This is a genomic window from Fervidobacterium sp., assembly GCA_026419195.1.
Taxonomy (GTDB): domain Bacteria; phylum Thermotogota; class Thermotogae; order Thermotogales; family Fervidobacteriaceae; genus Fervidobacterium.
In genome coordinates this window covers 125,478-150,938 of record JANZZV010000001.1, presented here as the reverse complement: position 1 = coordinate 150,938, position 25,461 = coordinate 125,478, and the positions used below count along the sequence as shown (strand labels likewise).

At 36.6% G+C, this 25,461-nt stretch carries 23 protein-coding genes; 6 read left to right on the top strand and 17 right to left on the bottom strand.

What is annotated here, in order from left to right; translation table 11 throughout:
• Positions 1 to 19 precede the first annotated feature (19 nt).
• Genes ftsZ through N2Z58_00660 form a run of 3 tightly spaced genes read right to left on the bottom strand, consistent with a single transcriptional unit; the run spans position 20 to position 2,907 of the window.
• Positions 20 to 1,078 carry a cell division protein FtsZ gene (gene ftsZ / locus N2Z58_00670; GenBank protein ID MCX7653183.1) on the bottom strand — a complete coding sequence of 353 codons (1,059 nt, stop codon included), beginning with the start codon at positions 1,076 to 1,078 and terminating at the stop codon, positions 20 to 22.
• A 17-nt stretch (positions 1,079 to 1,095) separates the two neighbouring features.
• Positions 1,096 to 2,370: a cell division protein FtsA gene (gene ftsA, locus N2Z58_00665; GenBank protein ID MCX7653182.1), complete on the bottom strand. Its 1,275-nt coding sequence runs from the start codon at positions 2,368 to 2,370 to the stop codon at positions 1,096 to 1,098.
• A gap of 12 nt (positions 2,371 to 2,382) precedes the next feature.
• On the bottom strand, positions 2,383 to 2,907 hold the full coding sequence (locus N2Z58_00660; protein MCX7653181.1) for a DUF4894 domain-containing protein: 525 nt from the start codon (positions 2,905 to 2,907) through the stop codon (positions 2,383 to 2,385).
• A 152-nt stretch (positions 2,908 to 3,059) separates the two neighbouring features.
• Here N2Z58_00660 and N2Z58_00655 point away from each other — a divergent pair, with 152 nt between their 5' ends.
• Positions 3,060 to 4,979, top strand: a complete 1,920-nt coding sequence (locus N2Z58_00655) for an SUMF1/EgtB/PvdO family nonheme iron enzyme (protein MCX7653180.1) — start codon at positions 3,060 to 3,062, stop codon at positions 4,977 to 4,979.
• 14 nt (positions 4,980 to 4,993) lie between these two features.
• Here the strand turns inward: N2Z58_00655 and N2Z58_00650 are convergent, their stop codons facing one another.
• The 4 genes from N2Z58_00650 to N2Z58_00635 form a co-directional block, all read right to left on the bottom strand.
• Positions 4,994 to 5,536 carry a macro domain-containing protein gene (locus tag N2Z58_00650; GenBank protein ID MCX7653179.1) on the bottom strand — a complete coding sequence of 181 codons (543 nt, stop codon included), beginning with the start codon at positions 5,534 to 5,536 and terminating at the stop codon, positions 4,994 to 4,996.
• A 104-nt stretch (positions 5,537 to 5,640) separates the two neighbouring features.
• Positions 5,641 to 6,234 carry a translation elongation factor Ts gene (gene tsf / locus N2Z58_00645; GenBank protein ID MCX7653178.1) on the bottom strand — a complete coding sequence of 198 codons (594 nt, stop codon included), beginning with the start codon at positions 6,232 to 6,234 and terminating at the stop codon, positions 5,641 to 5,643.
• Positions 6,235 to 6,270: 36 nt separating this feature from the next.
• Entirely contained in the window at positions 6,271 to 6,993 is a 723-nt protein-coding gene (locus N2Z58_00640) for a histidinol-phosphatase HisJ family protein (protein MCX7653177.1), read from the bottom strand.
• A complete protein-coding gene (locus tag N2Z58_00635; GenBank protein MCX7653176.1) occupies positions 6,990 to 8,567 on the bottom strand; it encodes a CTP synthase in 1,578 nt (525 codons plus the stop codon). The genes N2Z58_00640 and N2Z58_00635 overlap by 4 nt, the downstream gene beginning before the upstream one ends.
• A 236-nt stretch (positions 8,568 to 8,803) precedes the next feature.
• Here N2Z58_00635 and uvrC point away from each other — a divergent pair, with 236 nt between their 5' ends.
• The 5 genes from uvrC (at position 8,804) to N2Z58_00610 (ending at position 14,805) form a co-directional block, all read left to right on the top strand.
• Positions 8,804 to 10,489 (top strand): excinuclease ABC subunit UvrC, encoded by a 1,686-nt coding sequence (uvrC, locus tag N2Z58_00630; GenBank protein MCX7653175.1) that lies wholly within the window; start codon positions 8,804 to 8,806, stop codon positions 10,487 to 10,489.
• A 123-nt stretch (positions 10,490 to 10,612) separates the two neighbouring features.
• A complete protein-coding gene (locus tag N2Z58_00625; GenBank protein MCX7653174.1) occupies positions 10,613 to 11,650 on the top strand; it encodes an ABC transporter permease in 1,038 nt (345 codons plus the stop codon).
• Between the two features lie 13 nt (positions 11,651 to 11,663).
• Positions 11,664 to 12,596, top strand: a complete 933-nt coding sequence (locus N2Z58_00620; protein MCX7653173.1) for an ABC transporter permease — start codon at positions 11,664 to 11,666, stop codon at positions 12,594 to 12,596.
• Complete coding sequence (locus N2Z58_00615; GenBank protein MCX7653172.1) at positions 12,596 to 13,627, top strand: ABC transporter ATP-binding protein; 1,032 nt, start codon at positions 12,596 to 12,598, stop codon at positions 13,625 to 13,627. Before N2Z58_00620 ends, N2Z58_00615 begins: the two co-directional genes overlap by 1 nt.
• Positions 13,624 to 14,805: an ATP-binding cassette domain-containing protein gene (locus N2Z58_00610; GenBank protein ID MCX7653171.1), complete on the top strand. Its 1,182-nt coding sequence runs from the start codon at positions 13,624 to 13,626 to the stop codon at positions 14,803 to 14,805. Before N2Z58_00615 ends, N2Z58_00610 begins: the two co-directional genes overlap by 4 nt.
• Before the next feature lie 47 nt (positions 14,806 to 14,852).
• On the opposite strand, the gene N2Z58_00605 is transcribed toward N2Z58_00610, so the two are convergent.
• The 10 genes from N2Z58_00605 to rnr all read right to left on the bottom strand — a co-directional run bounded on the left by N2Z58_00605 (position 14,853) and on the right by rnr (position 25,450).
• On the bottom strand, positions 14,853 to 15,653 hold the full coding sequence (locus tag N2Z58_00605) for an ABC transporter permease (protein ID MCX7653170.1): 801 nt from the start codon (positions 15,651 to 15,653) through the stop codon (positions 14,853 to 14,855).
• Between the two features lie 32 nt (positions 15,654 to 15,685).
• Positions 15,686 to 16,570, bottom strand: a complete 885-nt coding sequence (locus N2Z58_00600) for an ABC transporter ATP-binding protein (GenBank protein MCX7653169.1) — start codon at positions 16,568 to 16,570, stop codon at positions 15,686 to 15,688.
• A 114-nt stretch (positions 16,571 to 16,684) separates the two neighbouring features.
• Positions 16,685 to 17,947 (bottom strand): ABC transporter substrate-binding protein, encoded by a 1,263-nt coding sequence (locus N2Z58_00595; GenBank protein ID MCX7653168.1) that lies wholly within the window; start codon positions 17,945 to 17,947, stop codon positions 16,685 to 16,687.
• Positions 17,948 to 18,029: 82 nt separating this feature from the next.
• Positions 18,030 to 18,272, bottom strand: coding sequence for a hypothetical protein (locus tag N2Z58_00590; GenBank protein ID MCX7653167.1), 243 nt, complete (start codon positions 18,270 to 18,272; stop codon positions 18,030 to 18,032).
• A 19-nt stretch (positions 18,273 to 18,291) separates the two neighbouring features.
• A complete protein-coding gene (locus N2Z58_00585; GenBank protein MCX7653166.1) occupies positions 18,292 to 19,002 on the bottom strand; it encodes a phosphoribosyltransferase family protein in 711 nt (236 codons plus the stop codon).
• A complete protein-coding gene (locus tag N2Z58_00580; protein ID MCX7653165.1) occupies positions 18,926 to 19,417 on the bottom strand; it encodes a metallophosphoesterase in 492 nt (163 codons plus the stop codon). Before N2Z58_00580 ends, N2Z58_00585 begins: the two co-directional genes overlap by 77 nt.
• Before the next feature lie 24 nt (positions 19,418 to 19,441).
• Entirely contained in the window at positions 19,442 to 20,446 is a 1,005-nt protein-coding gene (locus N2Z58_00575; protein MCX7653164.1) for a flippase-like domain-containing protein, read from the bottom strand.
• A 14-nt stretch (positions 20,447 to 20,460) separates the two neighbouring features.
• Positions 20,461 to 21,129 (bottom strand): 2-C-methyl-D-erythritol 4-phosphate cytidylyltransferase, encoded by a 669-nt coding sequence (locus N2Z58_00570; protein MCX7653163.1) that lies wholly within the window; start codon positions 21,127 to 21,129, stop codon positions 20,461 to 20,463.
• An 11-nt stretch (positions 21,130 to 21,140) separates the two neighbouring features.
• A complete protein-coding gene (gene ligA, locus N2Z58_00565) occupies positions 21,141 to 23,174 on the bottom strand; it encodes an NAD-dependent DNA ligase LigA (protein MCX7653162.1) in 2,034 nt (677 codons plus the stop codon).
• A gap of 74 nt (positions 23,175 to 23,248) precedes the next feature.
• The gene (gene rnr, locus N2Z58_00560; protein MCX7653161.1) at positions 23,249 to 25,450 is read right to left on the bottom strand and encodes a ribonuclease R; all 2,202 of its coding nucleotides are present in this window, start codon (positions 25,448 to 25,450) and stop codon (positions 23,249 to 23,251) included.
• Positions 25,451 to 25,461 lie beyond the last annotated feature (11 nt).

The window sequence follows — 25,461 nt, the reverse complement described above, 5'->3', positions numbered from 1 at the left end:
ATATGAAGTAGCAATTTCATTATTCGCTTCTACCTTTGTAGTCAAGTCCAAATTTGTATATAGCCGGTATATCTTCTTCGGATTTTGCAAACTTCTCTTCCACGTCAAATCTTGTGGCAATTACTGTAACCCTCATTTCATCCTCGGCAAGTTCATCATCTATTACCATTCCAAATTTCATATCAGCATCCTCACTACAGGTTTGCTTAACAATCATCGCAGCCTCTTGCATTTCTTGCAATGTTGCATTCCGCGGTGCTGAAATATTCAATATTAAAGAACGTGCATTTTCGATTGGATAATCCAGAAATTTCCTGTCAAGTGCCTTTCGAGCAGCATCGTAAACCCTTTTTTCACCCTTACCAATACCGATACCAAGCATGGCATTACCTGCATTTCTCATAACTGATTCAACATCGGCAAAATCAAGATTTATATAACCTCTTTTCATTATCAGATCGGAAATTCCTTTCACACCTTGATGTAGTATTTCATCCGCCGTTGAGAATGCATCAACAATTGTAGTACTTGGTGACAATTGTTCTAACAGTTTGTTGTTACTTATCTTTATCAGTGTATCAACTTTTCCAGATATACGTTTAACACCTTCAAGTGCTACATTCCAGCGTGGCGTGCCTTCAAAGAAAAATGGCATCGTCACAATCGCCACGGTTAGAATACCAAGGTTTTTTGCAATCTCAGCAATAACTGGTGCAGCACCTGTTCCTGTTCCGCCTCCAAATCCAGCTGTTATAAAAAGCATATCCGTACCATGAAGCATGTCTTCTAACTTTTTCCGGTCCTCAAGTGCGGCTTCCTCACCTACCTTGGGATTTCCACCAGCACCAAGCCCTTTGGTTAATTTCTCACCAATTTGAACAGTTATATCCGCTTTACTTATTTCAAGCACTTGGGCATCTGTGTTCACAGCTATCAATGTGACTCCCTTCAACCCCATCTCCGCCATCCTGTTGATTGCATTACATCCTGCTCCGCCAACACCTACGACTTTTAATATTGGTATTCCTGGTATCCTCTCAAAGTGCTGTTTATGTTCCTTTTCTATCATGAACGGCATCATTTTCCCTCCTTATTTTATCCAAATATCTTTCCAAAAGCGTCTGCTATTTTTCTTAAAAAGTCCGTACCTGAACGTCTTGTCCTTTCACCTAACATGGAACTGTACATATTTTGTTCTTTTTCATAAACAATTATGTTCCCAAAAGCAGAAGAATAAAGTGGTGAAAATACTATTGTTTCATCAGATTCACATTTGAATTTGTCTGAATCGAAAAGATTACCTATTCGCACTGGACACCTAAAAACATCACTTGCCAATGATTCAATACGTTGTAGCATCGCACCTCCACCTGTGAGGACTATACCTCCAGGAATACCGACATTTGAAAATTCAGGATATTTCAATGTGTAATCTTTGTAAAGCTTCCTAATTCTCATAAAGATCTCCCTCAATCTTGCATAAATTATTCTTGAAAGATATTCTTTATCGGTTCGTTGTATGCTTCTGCCATCTAAACCTTTGTACTCTATAATCACAGGTTCAACATCCAAATATACAGCTACACCATAGGTTCTTAAAAGCCTTTCCGCTTCTTGTAAAGATGTCTTAAGTACGATCGCTATATCTTTGATGACATTCTTCATAGCTATATCTATCCTGTTCATTTCCAATGGAGTGTTTGCATAATAGAGCGTTACAACGGTTGAATGGTAACCTAAATCAACATGTAGAACCCCTCTGTCTTTTTCAACATGGGAGAGTACAGCCTCTGCATTTGAAACGAAAGATATATAATATTCAGCCTCACCTAGGATATCTTTTGTGGCGTACTCGACAACGTTTCTGTATTTTTCAGACCCCATTACTATGGTAAAGACTGCCGAAAGTTTTTTGGCTTTCATACCTACTGGATTAACAACAACTTTTTTATCATCTAATATGTATTTTTTCACAAACAAATGCAACGAATTTTTCTCATTCGAAGGTGATATATCGTTGAGTAAATTTTCCGTAAGTTTTGACACATGTTCTTCTGAAACTACAGTCTCATCTTTCTCATTCAGTAAAAGCTCTTCGGTAACTTCGGTGAGTGTAAAGTCCCCACAACTTGAAGAAACTAAGAGTTCTCCTCTAAGTTCTTTCTCAATTTGTCTTTCAAGATCTTCCACTATTTGAACCATTGATTCGTTTAAAGCAACTACATCTTTTATTTCCCCGTTCTCAATCCCCCTGGTTTTCACATTTGAAAACGCAACGACGTTCCCATAACCTTCCGAGTAATCTACAACTATAGCTTTTATACTGTCATTGCCAATATCTAACGAGACAATCTCACGACTTTTTGGCATACTTTCACCCCTCTATAGCAAATATAATTTTCCATTTTTGAATAAAAAAATTTTCCCGGAATCGAGATAGTCTCCAACTGTTTTCAAAACACTTGAGCATTCATCAATATCGTTGATATCTGTGAAGTAAATGATCGCTGATTTCGTCGTGGTGATGTACTTTTCATTGAGGTTTATTTCGTATATTATCCTCGGTATATCTTTTGGAATAAAAGTAAGCATCCGCCTATCTAATTCCCCAGTTTCGTTGTCTATTTTTATGCCCGTAACAAATGGTGAGATGTTGTTGCAAACATTTCCATATTCTTGACACAAATCGTATATTTTTCCATCTTTGTTGACATACCAAAACCTATCAACATAATATATTAGAAACCAATAATCGGAGGAGGTAGAATTCTCTCCTCTTGATGGATATTTAAAAAGTTCCTCGACATCTTTAGTTCTTATTGTACTTAGAAATATTGACCACAAGATCAACGTAGTGTAGACAACAAGTGCGATCCTATATCGTTTATTGCTTGTTTTAATACTCACGTTTGTATCACCTAAATTGAATATGCTTTTTTTATGTTTTCACAATTAATTTTACCACAAAATTCCAGTATAAGTGAAGGATTTTTTTCCATTCTTTTGGTATAATTAATTATGGAATCAATAACATTGTTATAATTTAAGGAGGAGTGATCATGGTAAAGTTTTCTAATTGCATTGCTATAGTCTTATTTTTCTGCTTAGCGGTTTTTTCATCAACTTTGTTTGCGGATGTTGTGGTTTATAAGAACGGTGAGAGAGTTGAAGGAAAAGTTACTGAATTGTTGACCTCTTATGTTGCAGTTGAGACGCAGTTAGGAATGGTTTACATCCCACTTTACCAAGTGAAATTCCTAATTTTTAAGCAAATTGCTACACCAGAAGTTGGGAAAGTGTCCATTTACGGTAGAAGATTCGATGCGTACGTAGCTCAGGTTGAGCAAGGTTATGTTGTTCTAAACACAATGTTTGGAAAAGTTAGAATAAAGTCACTTGATTCGGTAGATTATCTTTCGTTTGAACCCGTGTCATTTTTAGAAGGTAAAAAGAGTGCCGGATTTTCTGTAGAAATCTCCATAGCAGACCAGTACAGTGTTATAACCAGTTTGGGTGATGTTTTTACAGGAACTGTGCTAAAATACACAGATACTACTTTGATACTCATAGATAAGATGCAAAACGAGTACCACTTTAATTATGATTTTGTTGAAAATATATACCTTCCCTATAATAAAGCAACGAGTTACGACCTTTTCATTTTGAAAACAGGAAGGAAGTTGTACGGTAAGATGAGAGACGTGGTTTCGGGTAAAGTAGAAATCTCAGGTGATTGGGGTAAAGTTTTAGTCGATCGAAACGAAATCTTATTCACCACATTAAAAACATCTGAAAAGACTGAAACTGAAAAGGAAATATCTTTAAATTCGTTGTTTTATGACAAAGACAACACAGCTACTTTAGTAGTTAAACACCCGATTAAGGTCGATAACAAAGAGATAAAACTCATTAAAGTATATCCATCTGAAGTTGTGGATCCAAGAACAGGAGTAACTTTTGTTTTTGTCCCTGGTGGAATCTTTAAGATGGGAGCGGATCCATCTTGGGAAAAGGTTGATCAGGATGAATTACCAACTCGAAATGTTTATGTTTCTGGCTTTTATATCTCAAAATACCCAATCACGGTAAAACAGTATCTTGACTTTTTAAGGGCAGGTCAAAACCAGAACGTCGCACTTGGAAAAGGTATAACCCCAGTAGAGCAAACATACTTAGGTACTAAGATACGTGTAAGCTTTTCGGCAGATAATGGAAGTTTAAGTTTTCCGATAACAGGCATCAATTGGGTTTCAGCAAAGGCATATTGCGAGTGGGCTGGCTATCAGCTACCAACAGAAGCACAATGGGAAAAGGCTGCGCGGGGAGTAGATGGACGGATGTATCCTTGGGGAAATTCAAAACCTACAAAGTACAATGATGGAAAATTAGACTATGATGTTAAAGCCTTTGAGGCAACGGACATTTCTCCTTATGGAGTTGTAAACATGTTTGGTTTACCCATTGAATATTGTCAGGACTACTATGACCCAAATGCGTATAAAAAATTACCTGCTGAAAACCCGGTAAATTTGTCAGGTAATTTAGTCGTAGGTAGAACAGGTGCAATTCTTAATCGAATCACAGACAGAATATCAGTTAATCCTTCTGAAATTCGTAATGATTTTACCTTCAGGGTTGTTGTTGATGCAGATAGTATATTTAAAGTTATAAGTAGTCCATTGAACAATAAACTGTTTGGTGTTACTTGGTTTTCTGTCAACGAAAGGGTGAAGAAAGAGTATAATGTCAAATCTGATGGCTTGTACGTTGCTTTTGTTGAAGTCGGTTCACCGGCACAGTTAAGTAGTATTAAGCAGGGAGATATTGTTGTAGCTGTTGAGAAAAAAGCTGTAAAAACACAAGAAGACGTTGTAAAGGCGATTTCAGGTAAGAAAATCGGTGATGAAATATCTGTTACAATAGACAGAGAAGGAAAAATTTTCGACGTTAAGTTGAAGCTTGGAGTTTGGAAGTTTTAGATTGCTTGTACAACTTAACGTTTTTCTTGAAACTGCTTTTCGAGGGTTTGAATTTTTCTGCTATCTATGTCGCAAAAAATTACCTTTTCTACACTACCTGAGTATTCATGAAAATATTTATTGATGAACTTTTTTGCAACTTGAACGAACCTTTCAAGTGGATATTCGAATATGCCAGTTCCAACGAAAGGTATAGCTATACTTTTTAATCCAAGTTCATCGGATTTTTTTAATATGTTTTCAAAACAACTTTCCATTATCTGATCGTTTTCTGGTAGATCCCCAGTAGGTCCAACAGCATGAATAATATATTTTGTATCTAATAAACCTGCTGTAGTTACTGCAACATTACCGGGCTTAACTGGCCCGTATTTTTTCACATATTCATCACTTTCTTTCTGAATCTGAGAACCGCCTTTTCGAACGATAATGCCAGCGACACCTCCACCATGTTTTAGATATGGATTTGCAGCGTTTACTATAGCATCCACTTTTTGTATCGTTATGTCCCCAACAACAAAATGAACTTCTACAGGCTTGCTACCAATAAGAATCATAGCTTCTCACCTTTCATCTCGAAACGACCTTTATTTTGTTTTGACTGTTAAATTAAATCACGCCATGCAAATTTACGCATGGCGTGATTTAATTTAGCTTATCGTCATTCTCCAATTTGCATTCTTACAAATCGTGACACCTGGATATTTTCTCCTATTTTTGCTATTGCTTGCTGAATCATGTCTTTTATGGTAATCGTTTGATCAAGTGCGTATTTTTGTTCAAGCAAACAATTATCCTGGTAAAAACTTTCAAGTTTTCCTTCGATAATTTTTTCTATAACTTGAGCTGGCTTACCAGAATCTTTGAGCTGTTCTCTATATATTTCCTTTTCTTTTTCAATTACCTCGGTTGGTACTTCCTCCCTACTTAACCACCTTGGAGACATTGCCGCTATATGCATCGCTATTTTGTTACCAAGTTCCTTAAACTCATCAGTCCTTGCAACGAAATCCGTCTCGCAGTTGAGTTCAAGAAGTACACCTATTTTTCCGTTGTGATGTACGTACGATATGATTAAACCTTCTTTCGTTTCTCTACCAGCTTTTTTGGCAGCTTTAGCAAGTCCCTTTTTTCTGAGAATTTCTATAGCCTTTTCGAAGTCACCGTTTGCTTCTGTAAGTGCATTTTTGCAATCAAGCATTCCTGCTCCTGTTCTTTCCCTTAGTTCTTTTACCATCTGTGCGCTAATTTCCATAACTTCTATGCCTCCTTTATGCTGAATTCCGAGATTTTATATTTTCATTTCTCTCCACTCTGCATCAAGCACTAAGATATAATTGTAACCTATATCTTTTAGTATTTCAATACCTCTTTCGATTCCTCTTCCTATATCTTCTAGTCTATGGGCATCAGAACCTATTGTTATATTTCTCCCACCAAGTGATCTGTAAAGTTTAAGCAATTCGACGGATGGATTAGGTTCTCCGTATGCTATTATTGATGCCGTGTTAACTTCTAAAGCCTTGCCATTTTTGATCAGTATCTTGTATATTTCTGATACTATATCGTAAAGTTCGTGAGAAAAAGGTTCTTTTTCTTTGTGATACCTCCTTGGAAAGTCAAGATGTGCTAGTGCATGATAACCGTCAAATCGTTGTATTATATCAAGCAACCTGAGAAGATAATTTTTATAGCTTTGTTGCGTTATGGGCTCTTCGACGTAATGATGAGAGATAAGCACGTAATCAAATTTCTTCGTGTCAACATCTAATTGTTTTACGCCATCCCAGCCAAGTTCTACCCCCACAAGCAGAGAATATTTTTCCATCTCCTTTCTGTAATTCTCCACATCTATCACGTTGGCATGTTCATCAGCAAGTTCATAATGATCCGTGATAATAATATGCTCAATTCCTCTTTCATGAGCAGTTTGTATAATATCTTCAACAGTTGCTTCGGAATCTGGTGAATAGTTGCTATGAATATGATAGTCTGCTAATATTCTTCTTCTCACTTGCTAACCTCCTCTATAGCTTTTACAAGTGCGGTGAAGATAGGGTGTGGAGCTCCAACTTTTGAACGGTACTCAGGATGATATTGCACTCCCAAGAAAAATGGATGATCATCAAGTTCTATTGCTTCAAGAAATTCCGATTCACCAGCGATGGTAAACCTATACCCTATCTCACCGGGTCTCTTGAACATCTCAGAAAAATTTTCCGTATCAACTTCGTATCTATGCCTATGTCTTTCGTAAACTTCGTGTTGATTGTACAACTTGTAAAGTCTAGTACCTTCAAGAACTTTCATCTTTTGTGCACCAAGCCTCATCGTTCCACCAAGGTTCATGATCTTCTTTTGCTCTTCCATCATATTAACAATTGGATAAGGTGTCTTTTCATCAAATTCTGTGGAATTTGCACCTTCAAGCCCCATAACATTTCTAGCAAATTCGATTGCCATAAGCTGCATTCCAAGACAAATTCCAAGAATGGGTTTTTTACTTTCCCTCGCGTATTTTATAGCCTTTATTTTCCCTTCAATACCTCTTCTTCCAAAACCACCAGGGATAATCAATGCATCGAAAGAACCTAATTTTTGAGCAACTGCATTATCATCGAGTTCTTCAAGTTCTTGTGAATCAACAACTACTGGTTTTTGTACCCCTGAGAGGAATATGGATTCAATAATACTTTTGTACGCATCGTCCGTACCAAGATATTTACCTATTAAAGCTATTCTGTAGGGTTTAAAAGATTTTGGATATGACCAGTTCAAAGGTCTTTCTTCTATCTCTAATCCGAGCTTTCTTGCTACAAGTCTGTGTATACCAGCTTCGTAAAGCGTTTCTGGTATTTGATAAACATTTCCGACATCCGGAAGATTTATAACCATGTCTCTTGGCACACCACTGAACAGCGCTATTTTGTATAAGCTTTGAGAATCTATAGGCAGTTCGCTCCGGACTACTATAACATCAGGTTGTATCCCTATCTTTCGTAAAAGTTGAACTGATTGTTGTGTTGGCTTGGTTTTAAACTCATTTGTTACTCTTAGATAAGGTACGTAGGTAACGTGGACAAAAAGAAAATTGTTTCTATTTGTTTCGAAAGCTAATTCCCTTACTGCTTCGAGGAATACTTCACCTTCGATATCTCCAACTGTACCGCCTATTTCTATTGATAAAACTTTTCCTTGCATCGAAGTTATACGCTCTTTGATTTCAGATGTGACGTGTGGTACTACCTGGACAGTTGATCCGAGGTATTTTCCTTGCCTTTCGCGTTGAATTATAGTTGAATATATCTGCCCTGCCGTAATGTTGTTTTTTCGTGACATACTTATACCCAAAAACCGCTCGTAATGCCCTAAGTCAAGATCTGCTTCGTATCCATCATCAGTTACAAAAACCTCACCGTGTTGATTAGGGTTCATGGTTCCCGCATCAACGTTCAAATACGGATCTATTTTCAATACGTTTATGTCAACTCCAACTTCTTTTAAAACTCTCGCTAAAGAAGCTGAAAATATTCCCTTACCAATTCCGCTTAGCACCCCTCCAGTAACCACAATGTACTTTTCAGGCATAATTGCACCTCCAACAAAACTCTCAGATAAAACTAAGATGATAAAATTCAAGAGTTCTAAGCATTGTCGTAGATTGTGTATCATAAATTCCGAATCAAGTTTACAGTTATTTGTAAGTAATTTCAAGGAAAAACTCATTAATTTATAGTTAATTTTCTTAACCTTGGAGAAAGTGTGATGTATAATATTTAACTAGCAAGGAATTTGTCATTTATCAAACCAGGAGTGAAAGTTTTATGCTTGAAATCAGTGTAATTGAAAATATACCACATAAAACAGGAGTGTACCTTTTCAAAAAAGCAGGAGAATACATTTACATAGGAAAGGCAAAGGATCTAAAAAAGCGTCTTTCTTCACATTTTAAAGCGAAAGAAGGAAAAAGTAAAGTCATTGTTGAAGAAGCTGATAACTTGGAAGTAATAATCCTTGACAACGAAAAGGAAGCATTGATACTTGAAGCAAATCTAATATTCGAACACAAACCAAAGTACAACGCAGTACTTAAAGATACACAAGTGTACCCTTACATAAAAATAAGTGACGACGAAATACCGTACGTTGAGATTGTAAGGAACAGGAAAGGTACAGGCAAGTTTTATGGACCATTTACTAATGTCCAATTTACGCGTCAGCTGTTGGAAGTGCTCAGAAAAATTTACAAATTTCGAACCTGTCGCCGTGATATGTCAAGGATTACTAAACCCTGTATGGATTTTCATCTCGGCCTGTGCAAAGGTATATGCGTAAGAGAAGATGATCCTGAAAGCTATAACAACAGAATAAACCAATTAGCTGATGTTTTGAAAGGGAATTTCTCGCATGTAATGGATTTCGTAAAGTTCAAAATGGAGCAACATGCTAAATTACTTGATTTTGAAAATGCAGCAAAGTATCGTGATATTCTTCTTAATTTTAGCAGACTTATGGAGTCTCAAGGTGTGGTTTTAACTGAACCTGTGAATTTAGACGTTGTAGTTGGCAGACATAACACATTCCTCGTGTTTAAGATACGTTCAGGTTATTTGTTGTCAAAACTTGTGTACGAATATAATGGAGGGGTTGACGATTTCATAGAACTATTCTACGTAAACAATTACAACGATTTGCCTGAGAAGGTAATTGTTGAAAAGAAAACTAAGGCCTTGGATGTGGTATCTAATACGCTTGGTATTCGAATACTACAAGCTCAAACTGGTACTGAAAAGCAACTACTTGATAAGGCTATAACTAATTTGAATTATGAAATAGGTTTAATACTCTCCAATAGAAGTATTTTAAAGCAGATGAAAGAATTACTTGGTTTAAGTAAGATACCAAAGAGAATAGAAGGTGTAGATATCTCCCATCTACATGGAAAAGATACAGTAGCCTCTCTTGTCGTTTTAGAAAATGGTGAGATAAAAAAAGATGAATATCGCAGATATAAGTTAGGTAACATTCTTGATGACTTTGAAAGCATACGAATGTTTATAAAAAGAAGATACACAAAACATAAGTTGCCAGACTTGCTATTTGTGGATGGAGGAATTGGTCAAGTGAATGCTGCGTATGATGCACTAACTCAGATTAGCAAAGAATGTGATGTTGTAGGGTTAGTTAAACAAGAGGAGATTATTGTTACAAGATATGGTGAAATTAAACTTCCGTATGATCACCCTGTCCTGAGATTACTTGTGAAAATTAGGGACGAAACACATCGTGTGGCAAATGAGTTTACAAGAAAGCTAACAATAAATCGATCGCTAAGAAGCATACTCGATGAAATAAAATGGATAGGCCCAAAAAAGAAAAAATTACTTCTGGAACGTTACACTTCCGTTGAAGATATCTTGTCAGTGTCAAGAGATGAAATTGAACAATTAATTGGCAAGAAAGCTACTGATAGTTTGTTAAGTGAATTATCTTTACGTAGAAACTTTTAAGTTCATGTTAAATAAGTTGATAAAATGTTCGTGAGTGTTATAATCTTATTGGAATTTTTCAGGAAAACTTAATTCACATTAAATTGTCTTAAAATTTCAAATTGCCTTAGGAGGTGGCTATAGTTGACTACGTTTATCGTAAGAAGGCTGCTTTTGTTACCGTTGATAGTACTTGGTGTATCACTGATTATCTTTAGTCTTTTTCAGATACTTGGACCAGACAAGCTACTTGCGTCGTATGTAAATCCAAACGTGTTCGACAAGTTGACAAACGTTGAGCTTGAGGCATTGAAAGAGAAGTATGGTTTAAACAAGCCCTTTGTTGAAAGATACGGCAAATGGCTTTATAATGCATTGAAAGGAGACCTTGGTTGGTCTCAAGTAGGTAAGGAACCTGTTTTGAAAGCCATCTGGAGTAGGTTCCCGTACACGCTTGAACTTGCACTTTACGCTCTCTTACCTGTTGTGGGAGTAGGTATTTGGCTTGGTGTTGCCGCTGCAGTAAACAGAGATAAATTCTTAGACCATTTTATAAGGATAGTAGCGATTATCGGTTGGTCTTTCCCTGACTTTGTGTTTGGCTTGCTCGTATTGATGATATTTTATTCTGTGCTCGGATGGTTCCCGCCGGGAAATCTTTCTCAATGGGCTGAAGAAATTATCAAGTCACCATCTTATTTAAAAGTTACGCACATACTTACAATAGATGCTCTTATAAATGGAAGGTTTGACATATTCTGGGATGCTCTGAGGCACATTATTGGTCCTGTTTTGACGTTATCATTTTTGTGGTGGGCATATTTACTTAGAATCACAAGGTCAAGTATGCTTGAAGTGTTGTCAAAAGAATACGTAAGAACAGCTCGAGCAAAAGGCGTTCCTGAAAGAGAAGTTATTCACAAACATGCGAAAAGGAATGCAATGATTCCTGTTGTAACTGTTGCAGGTGCTATGGTTATAGGGTTATTATCAGGTACGGTGATTATCGAAGTTATATTTAATAGAACAGGTATTGGTAGACTAGCTGCTGAAGCGGCTGTTCAACTTGATTATGCAACAGTCCTTGGAAGTACACTCTTTTATTCAACGCTTTTAGTTCTCGGTAACCTCATCATAGATATACTGTATGCAGTATTTGACCCAAGAGTTAGACTTGGCTAAGGAGGTGCCACATATGAGCGAACCAAGAAAGCAAAACACTGAATTTAAGCGGATAGCGAGAAAGATTTTTAAAAATCCATCGGCAGTTTTGGGATTTTCACTTTTAATTTTCTTTGTACTTGTTGCTATCTTTGCACCTTTAATAGCAAAGCCTATAAATCCTATGATGCTTGATGATCACGGGAATCCCACGAAACTTGATAATCCTTATATTATGCCAATCATAACTTGGAGCTCTGAACCGGTTCCACCATCTGCTGAACATCCATTTGGAATGATACAAGGTAGGGACATATTCTACGGTGTTGTGTGGGGAACAAGAACGGCGTTTTACATAGGTCTAACGGTTACTATAGTTTCCACCATATTCGGTATTATTATAGGCTCCATCTCTGGGTATTATGGTGGATGGGTGGACGAAATTTTAATGAGAATAACTGATGTATTTATGTCCATACCTTTCCTGCTTGCAGCTATGGTTCTTACAACTATACTTGGGAATGGACTTGACAAAGTCATGATAGCTATGACCGTTTTTGGATGGATGGGTGCTGCAAGACTTATTAGAGCAAATATCTTGCAAGTAAAAGAGGAACAATTTGTGCTAGCTGCTAAAGCCCTGGGGGTTAAGGATTTCTTCATCATCCTAAGACATATACTACCCAACACTATATTCCCTGTGTTAATTCAAGCATCAATGCGTATGGGTTCACTTGTTATAACAGCAGCTGGTTTATCGTTCTTGGGACTCGGTGCACCACTCGGATATGCTGATTGGGGTTCAATGCTTAATTTTACAAGAAATTGGATACTTGGAACAAGTGGCTCTACATTCTCTTATTGGTATGCTGTGTTTTATCCTGGTATGGCTATGGTACTATTTGTGCTCGCATGGAACCTTGTCGGTGATGCATTGAGAGACGTATTCGATCCGAGATTGAAATGATGGAGGTGGAGATCTTGGAAAAGAAACCGCTATTAACTGTTAGAAATCTTCGGACGTATTTTTATACAGAAGATGGCGTTGTTAAGGCTGTTGACGGTGTGGATTTTGATGTATACGAAGGAGAAACACTTGGTATAGTGGGAGAATCTGGAAGTGGAAAGAGTGTTACATCACTCACAATTCTTAGGTTACTTGATCCAAAAGGTAAAATAGAGGAAGGTAGCGAAATTATTTTCAGCGGTAAGAACTTACTTGAATTGACCGATGATGAAATGAGAATGATCAGAGGCAACGAAATAGCTATGATTTTTCAGGAACCGATGGTTGCCTTAAACCCTGTTTTCACAGTTGGAGAACAGATAATGGAAGCAATATTGTTACACCAGGACGTGGATAAAAAAACTGCAAGGCAAATGGCAATAGATATGCTACGTAAAGTTGGTATTCCTGAGCCTGAAAAGCGTGTTGATGAGTATCCACACGAACTTTCAGGTGGTATGAGGCAAAGAGCGATGATAGCAATGGCACTTTCTTGTAGACCAAAACTATTGATTGCTGACGAACCAACAACGGCACTCGATGTTACTATCCAGGCTCAGATCCTTGAGCTTATGAAGGAGCTCCAAAGAGAATATGGGATGGCTATAATACTTATTACACATGATGTGGGGGTTATAGCAGAAAATGCTGATAGAGTTGTTGTGATGTATGGTGGAAAAGTTATGGAAACAGCAGATGTTAAAACATTATTTAAAAAACCAAAACATCCGTACACGTGGGGACTGTTAAATGCTATCCCCAGGCTTGATGTTGAGCAAGACAGATTGTATAGCATACCAGGTATGGTACCTGATCCTTTGCATTTTCCACCAGGGTGCAGATTTAGTAACAGATGTGAGTTTAAAGAAGAAAAGTGTAATCTCGAAATGCCCGGACTAGTTGAAGTTGAACCAGACCACTTCTCAAGGTGTTTCTTCTATAAGAAAGTCGAAGAAGCACAAAAGTATGTAAAGGCTGGTGAAGGTGCATGAATGGAAGTATAGTCTCCGAAGTAAAAGCGAATAGAAAAAAGGAACAAAGAGAAGTTCTTCTTAGGATAGATAACCTTGTAAAATATTTTCCTATAAGAGCGGGAGTGTTCAAAAGGATTGTTGCGTGGGTCAAAGCTGTTGATGGCGTGAGTTTTGAGGTGTACAAAGGCGAAACTGTGGGTCTTGTGGGAGAATCTGGTTGCGGAAAAACAACTGTTGGTATGACTTTGCTTAGATTGTACGAACCAACATCTGGAAGAATAATTGTCTCAGGCGAAGACACTACACACTATTTCTTACCGGTATGGAAGGCTAAGAATTATGTCCGAAAGATGTATTTAGAAAGGTTTAAAGATAGTAAGTTTTCCCCTAAGGATGATGTCGACGCAAAATATTACGAGATTTTCAAAAGCAAAGGTGAAAACGGTTTAATGGAATATCTTCTTGGCAACCTAAAGGAAAAACGCTTTCAGTTTAGAAGAGACATACAAATAGTTTTTCAAGATCCATACAGTTCACTTGATCCGAGAATGAGGATCAAAAATATACTTGCCGAAGGTCCTTTAGCACATGGTATGATAAGAAAATCACAAGTAATAGATAAAATTGGCAAGGCACTCGAAGAGGTTGGTATACATCCAACACATATGTATCGTTTTCCACATGAATTTTCCGGAGGTCAAAGGCAAAGAATTGGAATCGCAAGAGCGCTCTTGATGAATCCAAAACTTATTATTGCCGATGAAGCCGTTGCTGCGTTGGATGTTTCAATAAGGTCGCAAGTAATAAACCTTATGATGGATCTTCAAAGAGAACATGACTTAACTTATTTGTTCATTTCACATGATTTATCTTTAATAAAGTACATATCAAGCCGTGTTGTAGTAATGTATCTTGGCAAAGTTGTTGAAACAGCACGCAAGAAAGATCTTTTTGATGAGCCATTGCACCCTTACACTAAGGCTTTAATGAGCGCTATTCCTGTGCCGAATCCCGAGTTTAAAAAACAGAGGATCATTTTACAAGGTGATGTACCAAGTCCTGTTAATCCACCCAAGGGGTGTCCATTCCACCCAAGGTGTCCCGTTGCAAAGCCAATATGTTCGAACGAAAAGCCTGTTTTGAAGGAAATAAAAGAAGAACACTTTGTTGCATGTCATTTCCCAGGGAGTTTATAATTTCTATTCTAAAATAAACGTCTCCGCAACTGGAGACGTTTATTTTTTTAAATGTATATGTCCTTTCTCTCATAATAAAAAATACTAAATAGCAAAGTTCCCAGGTAAATCAGAACTACAAGCAAAAAGGCAATTTTATTAAAAGTTGCGCCTTTTATCAACTCTGCTGGGTCAAATATTCCAAATGGAGTTATGTTTCGTAGATACTTGTACTTCTCATAAACTCTGGCAATGAGCGATAAAACATAAAAAAACCCAAGTGCGAAGAATGTTGATGTATCAGCTGTTGCCTTTCTTCTTGAAATAACAGAAAATATTATACCAACCGCCGTCATAAAGATATGAACTGCCCAAAAGGAAAATGCAATTTTCCAAAATAGCCCCATGTCGAAAGGTTTAACTTTGTATTTGTTGAACATTCCAAGAATAGAGAATGTTATGACCAAATCGTAAGTCAATAAGTAAAATGTTACAGAGACAAACTTCTCAATGGAATATCGCTTTCTGCTTATAGGTCTTGATAATATGAATTCAATTGTCTTTTCATTTTCCTCTTTAACAAATATTGACGAAGCGAGTCTTGTTAGATAAAAAGTAGCAAAGAGAAAAATCCATATTTGTCCCTGCATTGAAAAAAAGTGAAGAATATCGCTAAAGTCTATCCGATCAACGCCAAATATCCTTAAGAAAGTCTTTGGAAGTAGCTGAAGTTTAGATGAAAACAATCCATCGTCTCCTGCAAAAGATGGAAAAAGTGCGAAATACATAAACTGAATACCAACTATGAACGTTGTCCATAACAAAAATGCCCTAAAATTTCTTTTAATTTCCCATCTCAGTATTTTCACGTTATTTCCCTCCAGTTTTAAACTTTTGAAGACTATTCTTCATAAAGCTTGTCAAAAACATCTTCCAGTGATAGATCTTCAATTAAGATATCTTTGAATTTAAACAAATTCAATAATTCTACCAATCGCTGTGTAGAACCGTTGAAATAAATTAACAAATTCGAATTTTGACTATTCAATTCGACGATTTCTGGAAACAAATTTTCAATGTTTTCAACAATTTTTGAATCACTATCTGTTACAAGTGTTATCTTTTTTGTGGCTTTATTAAATAAAGGTGGATTGACAATCTTTCCATCTTTTATAAACACAACCCTGTTACAAAGTTTTTCAACCTCATTTAGCACGTGCGAAGATAAGAGTATCCCAACGCCGCTTTCTTTTAAATTTTCTAAAATGTTGTATAATCGCTTTTGCACGAAAGGATCAAGCGAATTTGTCGGTTCATCAAGTATCAATAAACGTGGTTTGTGGGCAAGTGCTTGGATAATTGATACTTTCTTTTTGTTACCTAAGGAAAGTTCTTCAAATTTCTTATTTAGCTGTACATCAAATTGTTTGCATAACCACTCACAGTATTCACTATCAAACTCATTGTAGAAAGAAGCATAAAATTCCAAAATTTTCTGCACAGTTACATCTCCATAGTAATTAACTTCACCTGGCACGTAACCTACTTTCGTAATTAACTTGGCTATGTTTCTTCTTGTTAATCTTTCACTAAATAGGTAAATTTCCCCTCTTGTCGGTTTGAGAAATCCCAAGGCAATTCTCATCGTAGTTGTCTTACCAGCACCATTTGGTCCAATAAAACCAACAATTTCTCCACCCGAAACGTGCAAGGTAATATCTTTAATAGCCAATCTCTTTCCATAAAATTTTGTTAAGTTAAGAATTTCTAAAAATTTCTCAGACATTGCAACACCACCTTTTGAATTTTTGTCTTTACTAAAATTATACCACCAAAAAACAAAAAATGCGGGCTTATGCGCCCGCATTGAATACTAAAGTAAAGTTTAAACAAAGATTTATTACTTATATTCCTCGGCCAAGTACTTTTTGATTTCCGCATCGGCTTTCTTTATAGCTGTTTCCATGTCCACCTTTCCATTTATAAAATCATTAAACATCGTGCTTACAACGTTTCTGATTTCTGTCCAGACGCTGAGTTGTGGATCCATCTTTGCATTGTCGATTTGTTGGAGGGGTATTTCAAGCAACGGATCTGATTTAGCGGCTTGTTTCCAAATCGTTGTTTGAAGTGCTGCTCTTCTTACTGGTAGATATCCAGTATTAACTGCCCAGTAGGCTGTTACTTCTGGTGAAATTAGGTATTTCATAAATTCCCAGGCTGCTCTCTTTTCCTCTTCTTTTGCAGTAGTGAACATGATCACATCAGTTCCAGCAAATGGTACGTTTCTTGTTTTCCATACCGGAACAGGTGCCCATGCCCATTGGAACTTGCCTTTTGCGGACTGCTCCACGTAAGTTCTACCTGCGATCGTGTCTATGTACATTAAAACTGTCCCTTGACCAAATATATCATTCAGATACCCACCCTGTGCAAACGCCACTTTATCATCAAGAAGTTTCTTGAAAAATGCCAACACTTCTCTAGTTTCTGGTGAATCAATTGCAGAGACGTATCTTCCAGACTTTGCATCGTACTTAACTATATCTCCACCGCGCATCATGAGGAATATTTGGAACGTATCAACAGTTGTTCTAAATGCGAAGCCATATACATCTGGTTTTCCATCTTTGTTTTTGTCTTTTGTCAAAGCTTTTGATGAGTAAAGAAGTTCATTTATTGATTTTGGTACGGTGATACCAGCAGCTGATAGGGCTGTTGCATTGTAATAGAATATGTAAAGACTTTTGTTGAATGGTACAGCATAAACAGTATTACCCCACGTGCAGTTGTCTCTGAAAGCTTTGAATACATCTTCCCACTCGGCTTTTGTTATACCAATCTTTTGATCATTCATGTATTTGTTTAAAGGTTCAACTATCTTACTTTGCAATAACTTGGCTGTCCAATTTGCATATGCCTGACTTATCGTTGGGAGTTGACCGGCTTGCGCACCTGCTAAAAGTTTTTGTTGTAAAGCTGTGTAGTTTCCTATGTAAACTGCTTCAACTACGATATCCGGATGCGATTCGTTGAAAGCTTTCACGATCTGATTCAGTGTTTCGCCTTGGGCACCACCCATGGCATGCCAAAAAACAACTTTCGTTGCGGCAAAAAATGTTACTGAAAGTACTAAAAGCACCAAAAGTACAAACTTTTTCATACACTACACCTCCTGATAAAGTGAATTGGAAAGAGCATACTACACCTGAGCATATTATTTTAGCATAATTTTGTTAAGAAATTTAAAGGTCCAATTTTAAAGAAAAAACAGGTCCACCTTGCTTTTCAACGATTTCATTCAATTTTCTCAAAATTTCTTCCTTTTCCAGATTAATTTTCTCGAGTTCTTCCCCCAAAGTACCCCATTTTATATCACCGCAAACTATTACTTTAATCCCCATCTCAAGAAGAGGTTGTATTAGATATGGAAAGTGCTCGGCGATGTATTCAAAAGACGTTGTTTCAGTTATGTGCCTTTCTCCCATCAGTTGTCCCTCCTTTTTTCTATCTGTTCATGGCTATTACCAACGGAATTACTTCTTTTGTACCATATCTTTTCAGAATATTGAAAACCTCTCTCATAGTGCTTCCTGTAGTGTAAACATCGTCAATCAACAAAACGGACCTATCTTTGATTATGTAGCTTCTATCTTCACGCAACATAAATTTTCCTTTAACGGCTTCTTGCCTGTTTTTTGCTGTCAACTGATCTGTCTCACGAACTGCTATAAGCGCGTTGATGTATGGGATCTTTGTTATCTTGGAAAATTCTTTGGCTATCAATTTCATGTGGTCGTACCCTCTTTTTTTCTTCGCGGATTTTGTTGCAGGTACGTAAGCAACAATTTCAAAACTAATATTGTGTGCAACTATTGCTTTATAAAGCATCTTAGAGAATTCTTTTGATAGTGAGTGATGATTGTTGTATTTATACGCGATTATAAAATCACTTAACGTCTCTTTGTAAAGTCCATAGTAATATATCCTCATGTTGTTATGAATTAAGAAAGCAGGAGAGAGACTATTTACTTTCTCAGCGCACTTTTCACAAAGCCTGTGACCTTTGCTTTCTGTACCACAGACTATACAACATGTATTTGTGATTAACTTAATAATATTTGATATTTCATTTTCAAAATCAAGCTTCAATAATTTCATATTCTCTGGTAGATGGTTCCAATAAGATTGCTGTTGCCTTCCCTGTAAGATAACCACACGATTCACCAGGATTTATAACTAACGTTCTTCCTTCCGTTCTTATATCCATTTGATGGGTGTGACCGTAAAATACAAAGTCGTAAAGTTGTGATTTCACCGCTGGTAGTAGTGCATATGGTTCATGCATTAAGAACAAGCGATAGTTATCTACCTGTTTTTCGTACGGACCATTGTGGAGTTTATTCTGAAATTTTTGGATTAAAAACACTCTTTCTCCATCGTTGTTTCCAAAAATACCGGTAAATTCTATACCTTCTACAAGTAGATAAGGAGCAATAAAAGGAGAAACTATATCACCAAGATGGATTATTCTGCTTACATTTTTACCGACGGCTATATCTATTATCTTTTTGATTTTTGGTATATTATCATGTGAATCACTTAGTATAAGCCATGGACTTTTTGAATTCATATAATCTCCCTCCAAAGCACAGCCTTAAATTTTAGTAGATGAAATATTCGTGTCTTCTCTGAACCGTGCAAATTTCCAAATAAGAATCGTGCCTACGAATACTATAAGGTAATAAGTTATGACTCTGTACACCAATATACCAGTCATCGCAGATCTTGTATCATAAAAATGTGAAAACACAAGTTGATAGAAACCTTCAATACCTCCGCTTGAACCTGGAGTAGGAATGTAATACACAATGGTATTCAACATCATCAAAATCCCCCATATAAAACTTAACGGTATTTCAGTATTTGAAATGGCTTCTATACATAGTTTCAGTTGTAAAGGGGTAATTAACGATGTCAAGACACCCAATGCAAAATCAATTATAAGCGCCCAGTAATTTTTAAAGAACAAAGTCTTAGTGGATGTACTCATTTTATCTATCCACTCTATCGCTGCTTTTTCTTTATCTTTAAGCTTTTGTGATTTTGTCAGTTTATTTATAAATTTGAATACACCAAACAAAAACTTTTTGTTCATAAATGCAAAAAATCCAGCGAGACTTATCACCAAGGTTACCAAAAAACCGAGTAGTACAAATGTTAACCCAACTGTACCTCTAAGAATCCCAATTACCCTACTTATGAGTGTGACGTCAATCGCAAAGACAACCAAAATTCCGATAAACATCCTGCTTATAGCTATGTTTGTTGCATCGTAACTTGAAACACCGATTTTTGAAAGATGATATATCTGAAAAGGTTGTCCACCAATTGACATAGGGGTTACAAAGGAAAAGTAAATGTTGAAAAACACATTTTCAAGTGCTTGAAAAAAGCTTATTTTATAGCCCATGCTTTTGACTACGACCATCAACCTTAACGCATGAACAACGTAGTCAACAGACAATAAAAAAATTAGCACTGGAATAATTTTAATTGGAAAGGACAAAATAGCTTTAAACGGATTTTGCTTAGCAAAGAAGATACCAACTATATTGATTATAGACAGTCCAATTGCTAGTGCTATTATTATGTTTATCAATATTCTCTTAAAATTCAGACAGATCTCCCTCCTTTGTTTATTATGTACCGAAGTATGTCTAAGTCATCTTGTGTCGTTATTTTGATGTTTAATCTGTGTCCTTCGATATAATAAACTTTGTAACCGCTTGCAAGTACTACTGATGCATCATCTGAAAATGTGTCCAGTCTTTGAAAATTCCTTTCCATAGCTGTTTTTACTATTCCAAATTTGAAAGTTTGCGGTGTTTGGTGCAAACGTACTTTATTTCTTTCAACAACCTTGTCTATTGATTCACCATTTTCGGAATAACTCAACGTATCAGTCGAGACAACGGAAGTTACCACAGCCCCTAAATTAACGCACAAGTCAATGTTTGCCTTTATTAATTCTTTACTAATCAACGGCCGTGCTCCGTCATGGATTAGAACTATATCGTCTTCTTTTGCACTACCTTTTAAAAAAGACAGACCGTTCCATATCGACCGTTCTCTTGTATCACCTCCTTCAACTACGCTTACTAACATCAAATGTTTCGATAGAATATTTTTTGTTTCTTCAATGTAACTTGAAGGTGAGATTACCACAATTTTATCAAAGATATCAAACGAAAGAAATTTTTCAACGAGATACTCGATAATAGTCTTTTCACCAAGTATTGGATAAAATTGTTTGGGTTTTATCCAGCCAAATCGGGTACCCATCCCTCCAAATGCTAAAATAGCGTATTTTTTCGTATCCACTCTTCCGCATCTACTCCTTTCTGGTTAATCATCTTTAAGAATTCTTCCTCGCTTATTACTTTTACACCAAATTTAGCGGCCTTTTGTACTTTACTACCAGGATTTTCACCAATGATTAAATAATCTGTCTTCTTTGTTAGATTATCTGTAAAATGTCCTCCAAGCTGCTCTATGAGCTTTTTGGCTTCTTCTCGAGAAAAATTTTTAAGAGTACCTGTTATACAAAACGTGAGACCATTCAGCACATTTTTTACTTCACTCTCTTCTGATTCCATCTTTATACCGGCACTTTTTAGTTTTTGTATTATCTCTTTTGTCTTCGGTTGTTTGAAATAATTGACAATGCTTTGAGCTATATCCATGCCTATACCTTCAATCTCAAGCAGTTCTTCGATAGTTGCGCTCATGAGACTCTCAATATTTTTGAATTTTTTTGCCAAAACTTTTGCTATCTTTTCTCCAACATTTGGTATCCCAAGTCCGACAATCAATTTATCAAAAGACACTTGCTTTGCCTTTTCTATTTCACTTAGTATGTTTGAAATCATCTTAGGACCAAGACCGCTGATTTGGGATAGATCAAATAGAGTGAGATAGAATATGTCTGCAATATCATTTACTAACCCTCCATCAACCATCTTCGAAATTATCTTCGGACCAAGTCCTTGTATGTCTAACGCTTGTCTTGATACAAAAACTTCAAGATGTCTTTTAAGTTTTGCTGGGCAATGTGGATTAAGACATTTGTACGCAACGTACTCTTTTGATTCCTTCCCAACTTCTCCGTTACAAACAGGGCATTGTTTTGGTGGATTTATAGGTATTTCGTTTCCGCTTCTCAAATCAGTTATTACATGAGAAATTTGTGGAATTATTCCGCCTGCTTTTTCTATAAAAACGTAATCACCTAAGCGAATGTCATTTTCCAAAATGTAATCAAAGTTATGTAAAGAAGCTCTTTTAACAATAGTTCCTTCCAGTTCAACTGGTTCAAATTCGGCGACAGGTGTTATCACCCCGGTTCGACCAACCTGGTAAGTAACGTTTATTATCTTTGTTCTAACCTGATGAGCTGGAAATTTAAATGCGATTGCCCAACGTGGAGATTTTGCTGTCTGCCCAAGTTCATTTTGCTTTTCGAATTCGTTTACCTTAACCACTACTCCATCAACCCAGTATTCAAGATCTTTTCTTTTTTCTGTCCATTGCTTCCAATAATCCACAACTTCGCCTATATTGCTACATAATTTACTGTGTGGGTTAACTTTAAAATGAAGATTTTCTAAAAATTTTAATGCCTCCCATTGGGTTTTTAAGCCGTACGTTTGTGGTTTTACAATGTAATAAATAAATGCATCAAGTCTTCTTTTTGCAACTTCAGTTGGATCAAGTAAGTGCAATGTTCCAGCCGCTGCATTACGCGGATTTGCAAATGGAGAAAATCCTTCCTCTTCCCTTTGCTGGTTGAATTGTTCAAAATATTGTACTGGCATAAATATTTCTCCACGTACTTCAATTGTTAGTGGTTCTGGCAGTCGGAGTGGAATAGATTTTATAGTTCTTACATTTGCCGTAACGTCATCCCCTCTGATACCATCCCCTCGAGTTATTGCTTTTATCAAAACTCCATTTTCGTATCGTAAAGCGATAGATACACCATCTATTTTGAGCTCGGCCACGTATTCAACCTCACCAACGCTCTTTTTTATTCTTTCATCAAAATTTAAGATCTCCAGCTCGTTGTAAGTATTATCCAAGCTCAGCATTGGTTCGCTGTGATCAACGCTCTCAAATCCTTCCAAAAGCTGGCCACCAACTCTTTGTGTTGGAGAGTCAGCAGTTTTGAGTTCAGGATATCTCTCTTCCAGTTCGATCAATCTTTTCATCATCTTATCGTATTCTTCATCGCTTATAACAGGTTGAGCAAGCACGTAATATCTATAGTTGTGATATTCTATTTGTTTTCTTAGTCTTTCGACTTCTTGCTTAATTTTCTCCGGAACCATAAAACACCTCCGGGAGTTTGATTGGTTTTAAGTTACAAACGGTAAGCTTCAAACTATAATCCATCTCACACATTTTATCTTTTCTTTTTGTATTTGGTCTTTTTCGAAGAATTAATTTGATCAGTGCGTTTATCAATTTTATTATCTGCATAAATTTTTATTTCATCTTCGGAAACTTCAACAAAGTCGATTTCCATTCGTATTTTATCTGCTTTTACCACCTTCGCATTTAGCACGTCGCCTATTCTGTATACCTTTCCTGTGTGTTTCCCTACAAGAATACTTTTTTGTTCATCGTAGTAGTAATAGTCATCAAGTGTGGAAATATGAATTAAACCAGAAATATACTTATCTGGTATCTCCACGAACAACCCAAATTTGGTAACTGAAGTTACAACAACTTTATAAACATCTCCAATGTGATTTGATATGTAATCGATCTTTTTAAGTGCATCGTAATCCCATTCTGCTTCATCTGCAATTCTCTCTCTCTTACTACAGTGAATGGCTGCTTTTTCAAGATACTTTTGGAGTGCTTTAATTTCTTTTTTCGACAATTTTCCGCCCTTCTCAAGATAGGTTTTCAGTAAACGATGTACTATGAGATCGGGATATCGACGAATGGGTGAAGTAAAATGTGTATAAGCCTCTGATGCCAATCCAAAGTGCCCAACATTGCTTGACGAATATATTGCACGCTTCATTGATCTTACCATCAACCTTTGAATACTGCTTCTCAACGGATGGTCTTTTGTTTTCTCAAGTAGTTCTTGTAAAATTTTCGGATGTACTCGCTGAGGTAGTTTCATGTTTATACCAATTGCGCTAAGGTAGTTCTTAAGTTGCAAAAGTGTGTCGAAATCTGGTTCTTCATGAACTCTATAGATAAATGGTATATCGGCATTGTGGAATATTTCAGCAACAGTTTCGTTTGCTTTTATCATAAACTCTTCAATTATAACCTCAGATTCGCCACGTCTTCTCGGAATAATATCAACAGCATGTCCATTCTCGTCCAAAATGATTTTAACTTCGTCACCCTCTATATCTAATATAGCTCCTCGCCGCCTTCTATTTTCCCTAAGAATATCTTTAAGTTCTTTCATTACATATATGTGTTCAGCCAAATCTTTCAATTTATCTCCTTCTGGCTTCCCTTCTAAGAATGCATTAACATCATCGTAAACAAGTCTTCTATAGCTTCTTATCACACCATTGCCTATTTTGTAATTTACCACGTCACCTTCTTTGTTAATCTCCATTAAAAGAGACATAACTAATCTATCTTCCCCTTGAACTAAGCTACATAGACCATTTGATAATTTGAAGGGCAACATGGGAATCACTCTGTCTGCAAGATAAATACTTGTTGCACGATTAAATGCTTCTTTATCAAGTGCTGTGTTCGGTTTTACATAGTGTGAAACGTCTGCAATGTGTACGCCAAGAAGGTAATTTCCGTTAGACAATTTTTTCACTTGGACCGCATCATCAAAATCTTTCGCATCAATTCCATCTATTGTTACGATGATTTCATCTCTAAAATCCCATCGTCCCTCCAGATCTTTCTCAGAAACTTTATCTGGAAGTTTTGATACCTCTTCCATAACATCATCTGGAAACTGAACTGGGAGACTATGCTTGACAACAACGGTGGGAAAATCGGTTGCAGGATCTTCTACACGTCCCAGTACCTCAACAATCCGCGCTTCTGGTGAGCGTTTCATGGAAGGATATTTCGTTATTTGTGCCACAACTTTCATTCCTGGTTTCGCACCATTTATATCCTCTACTTGTACTTTGAACTCATATGGTAATTTTGGATCATCAGGTATTACAAACGCAAACTGCCCTCTGGTTTCGAAAACACCTACGAATTGCTTTATACCTCTTTCTAAGATCTTTGTGACTCTTCCTTCTGGAAGATCATACCACTTTCCTATGATTTGCACTTGAACTTTATCCTTGTGCATTGCAAGATTGGTCTTTTCTATCGGAACAGCTATCTCTTGACCATCGTCGGTGGTAACAAATGCTATATTCCCACTTCTTGTGAATTCTATTATTCCTATGAGTAAGTTTCCTCTTGTCAGTTGATATCTTCCATCATCTCCCCTGAATATATAACCGGAATTAACAAGCTCTTCGAGTTGTTTCTTCAAAAGTTGCTTCTCTTTACCATCGGTAACATTAAAATACCGGCATATTTCTTTGTAAGTCATAGGTTTATAATCTGATTGCTTGAATAGTTTTTTCAGTTCTGTTTTCTTAGGCATTAAACTTCCTC

Coding starts and splice junctions, on each gene's coding strand:
- N2Z58_00650 (MCX7653179.1), bottom strand. CDS start 5,536: ATGATTCTTATTGGTAGCAAGCCTGTAGAAGTTCATTTTGTTGTTGGG.
- N2Z58_00590 (MCX7653167.1), bottom strand. CDS start 18,272: ATGGGAGAAAGGCACATAACTGAAACAACGTCTTTTGAATACATCGCC.
- N2Z58_00595 (MCX7653168.1), bottom strand. CDS start 17,947: ATGAAAAAGTTTGTACTTTTGGTGCTTTTAGTACTTTCAGTAACATTT.
- uvrC (MCX7653175.1), top strand. CDS start 8,804: ATGCTTGAAATCAGTGTAATTGAAAATATACCACATAAAACAGGAGTG.
- N2Z58_00610 (MCX7653171.1), top strand. CDS start 13,624: ATGAATGGAAGTATAGTCTCCGAAGTAAAAGCGAATAGAAAAAAGGAA.
- rnr (MCX7653161.1), bottom strand. CDS start 25,450: ATGCCTAAGAAAACAGAACTGAAAAAACTATTCAAGCAATCAGATTAT.
- N2Z58_00620 (MCX7653173.1), top strand. CDS start 11,664: ATGAGCGAACCAAGAAAGCAAAACACTGAATTTAAGCGGATAGCGAGA.
- N2Z58_00570 (MCX7653163.1), bottom strand. CDS start 21,129: ATGGGTACCCGATTTGGCTGGATAAAACCCAAACAATTTTATCCAATA.
- ftsZ (MCX7653183.1), bottom strand. CDS start 1,078: ATGCCGTTCATGATAGAAAAGGAACATAAACAGCACTTTGAGAGGATA.
- N2Z58_00600 (MCX7653169.1), bottom strand. CDS start 16,570: ATGTCTGAGAAATTTTTAGAAATTCTTAACTTAACAAAATTTTATGGA.
- tsf (MCX7653178.1), bottom strand. CDS start 6,234: ATGGAAATTAGCGCACAGATGGTAAAAGAACTAAGGGAAAGAACAGGA.
- N2Z58_00615 (MCX7653172.1), top strand. CDS start 12,596: ATGGAGGTGGAGATCTTGGAAAAGAAACCGCTATTAACTGTTAGAAAT.
- ftsA (MCX7653182.1), bottom strand. CDS start 2,370: ATGCCAAAAAGTCGTGAGATTGTCTCGTTAGATATTGGCAATGACAGT.
- N2Z58_00635 (MCX7653176.1), bottom strand. CDS start 8,567: ATGCCTGAAAAGTACATTGTGGTTACTGGAGGGGTGCTAAGCGGAATT.
- ligA (MCX7653162.1), bottom strand. CDS start 23,174: ATGGTTCCGGAGAAAATTAAGCAAGAAGTCGAAAGACTAAGAAAACAA.
- N2Z58_00580 (MCX7653165.1), bottom strand. CDS start 19,417: ATGAATTCAAAAAGTCCATGGCTTATACTAAGTGATTCACATGATAAT.
- N2Z58_00655 (MCX7653180.1), top strand. CDS start 3,060: ATGGTAAAGTTTTCTAATTGCATTGCTATAGTCTTATTTTTCTGCTTA.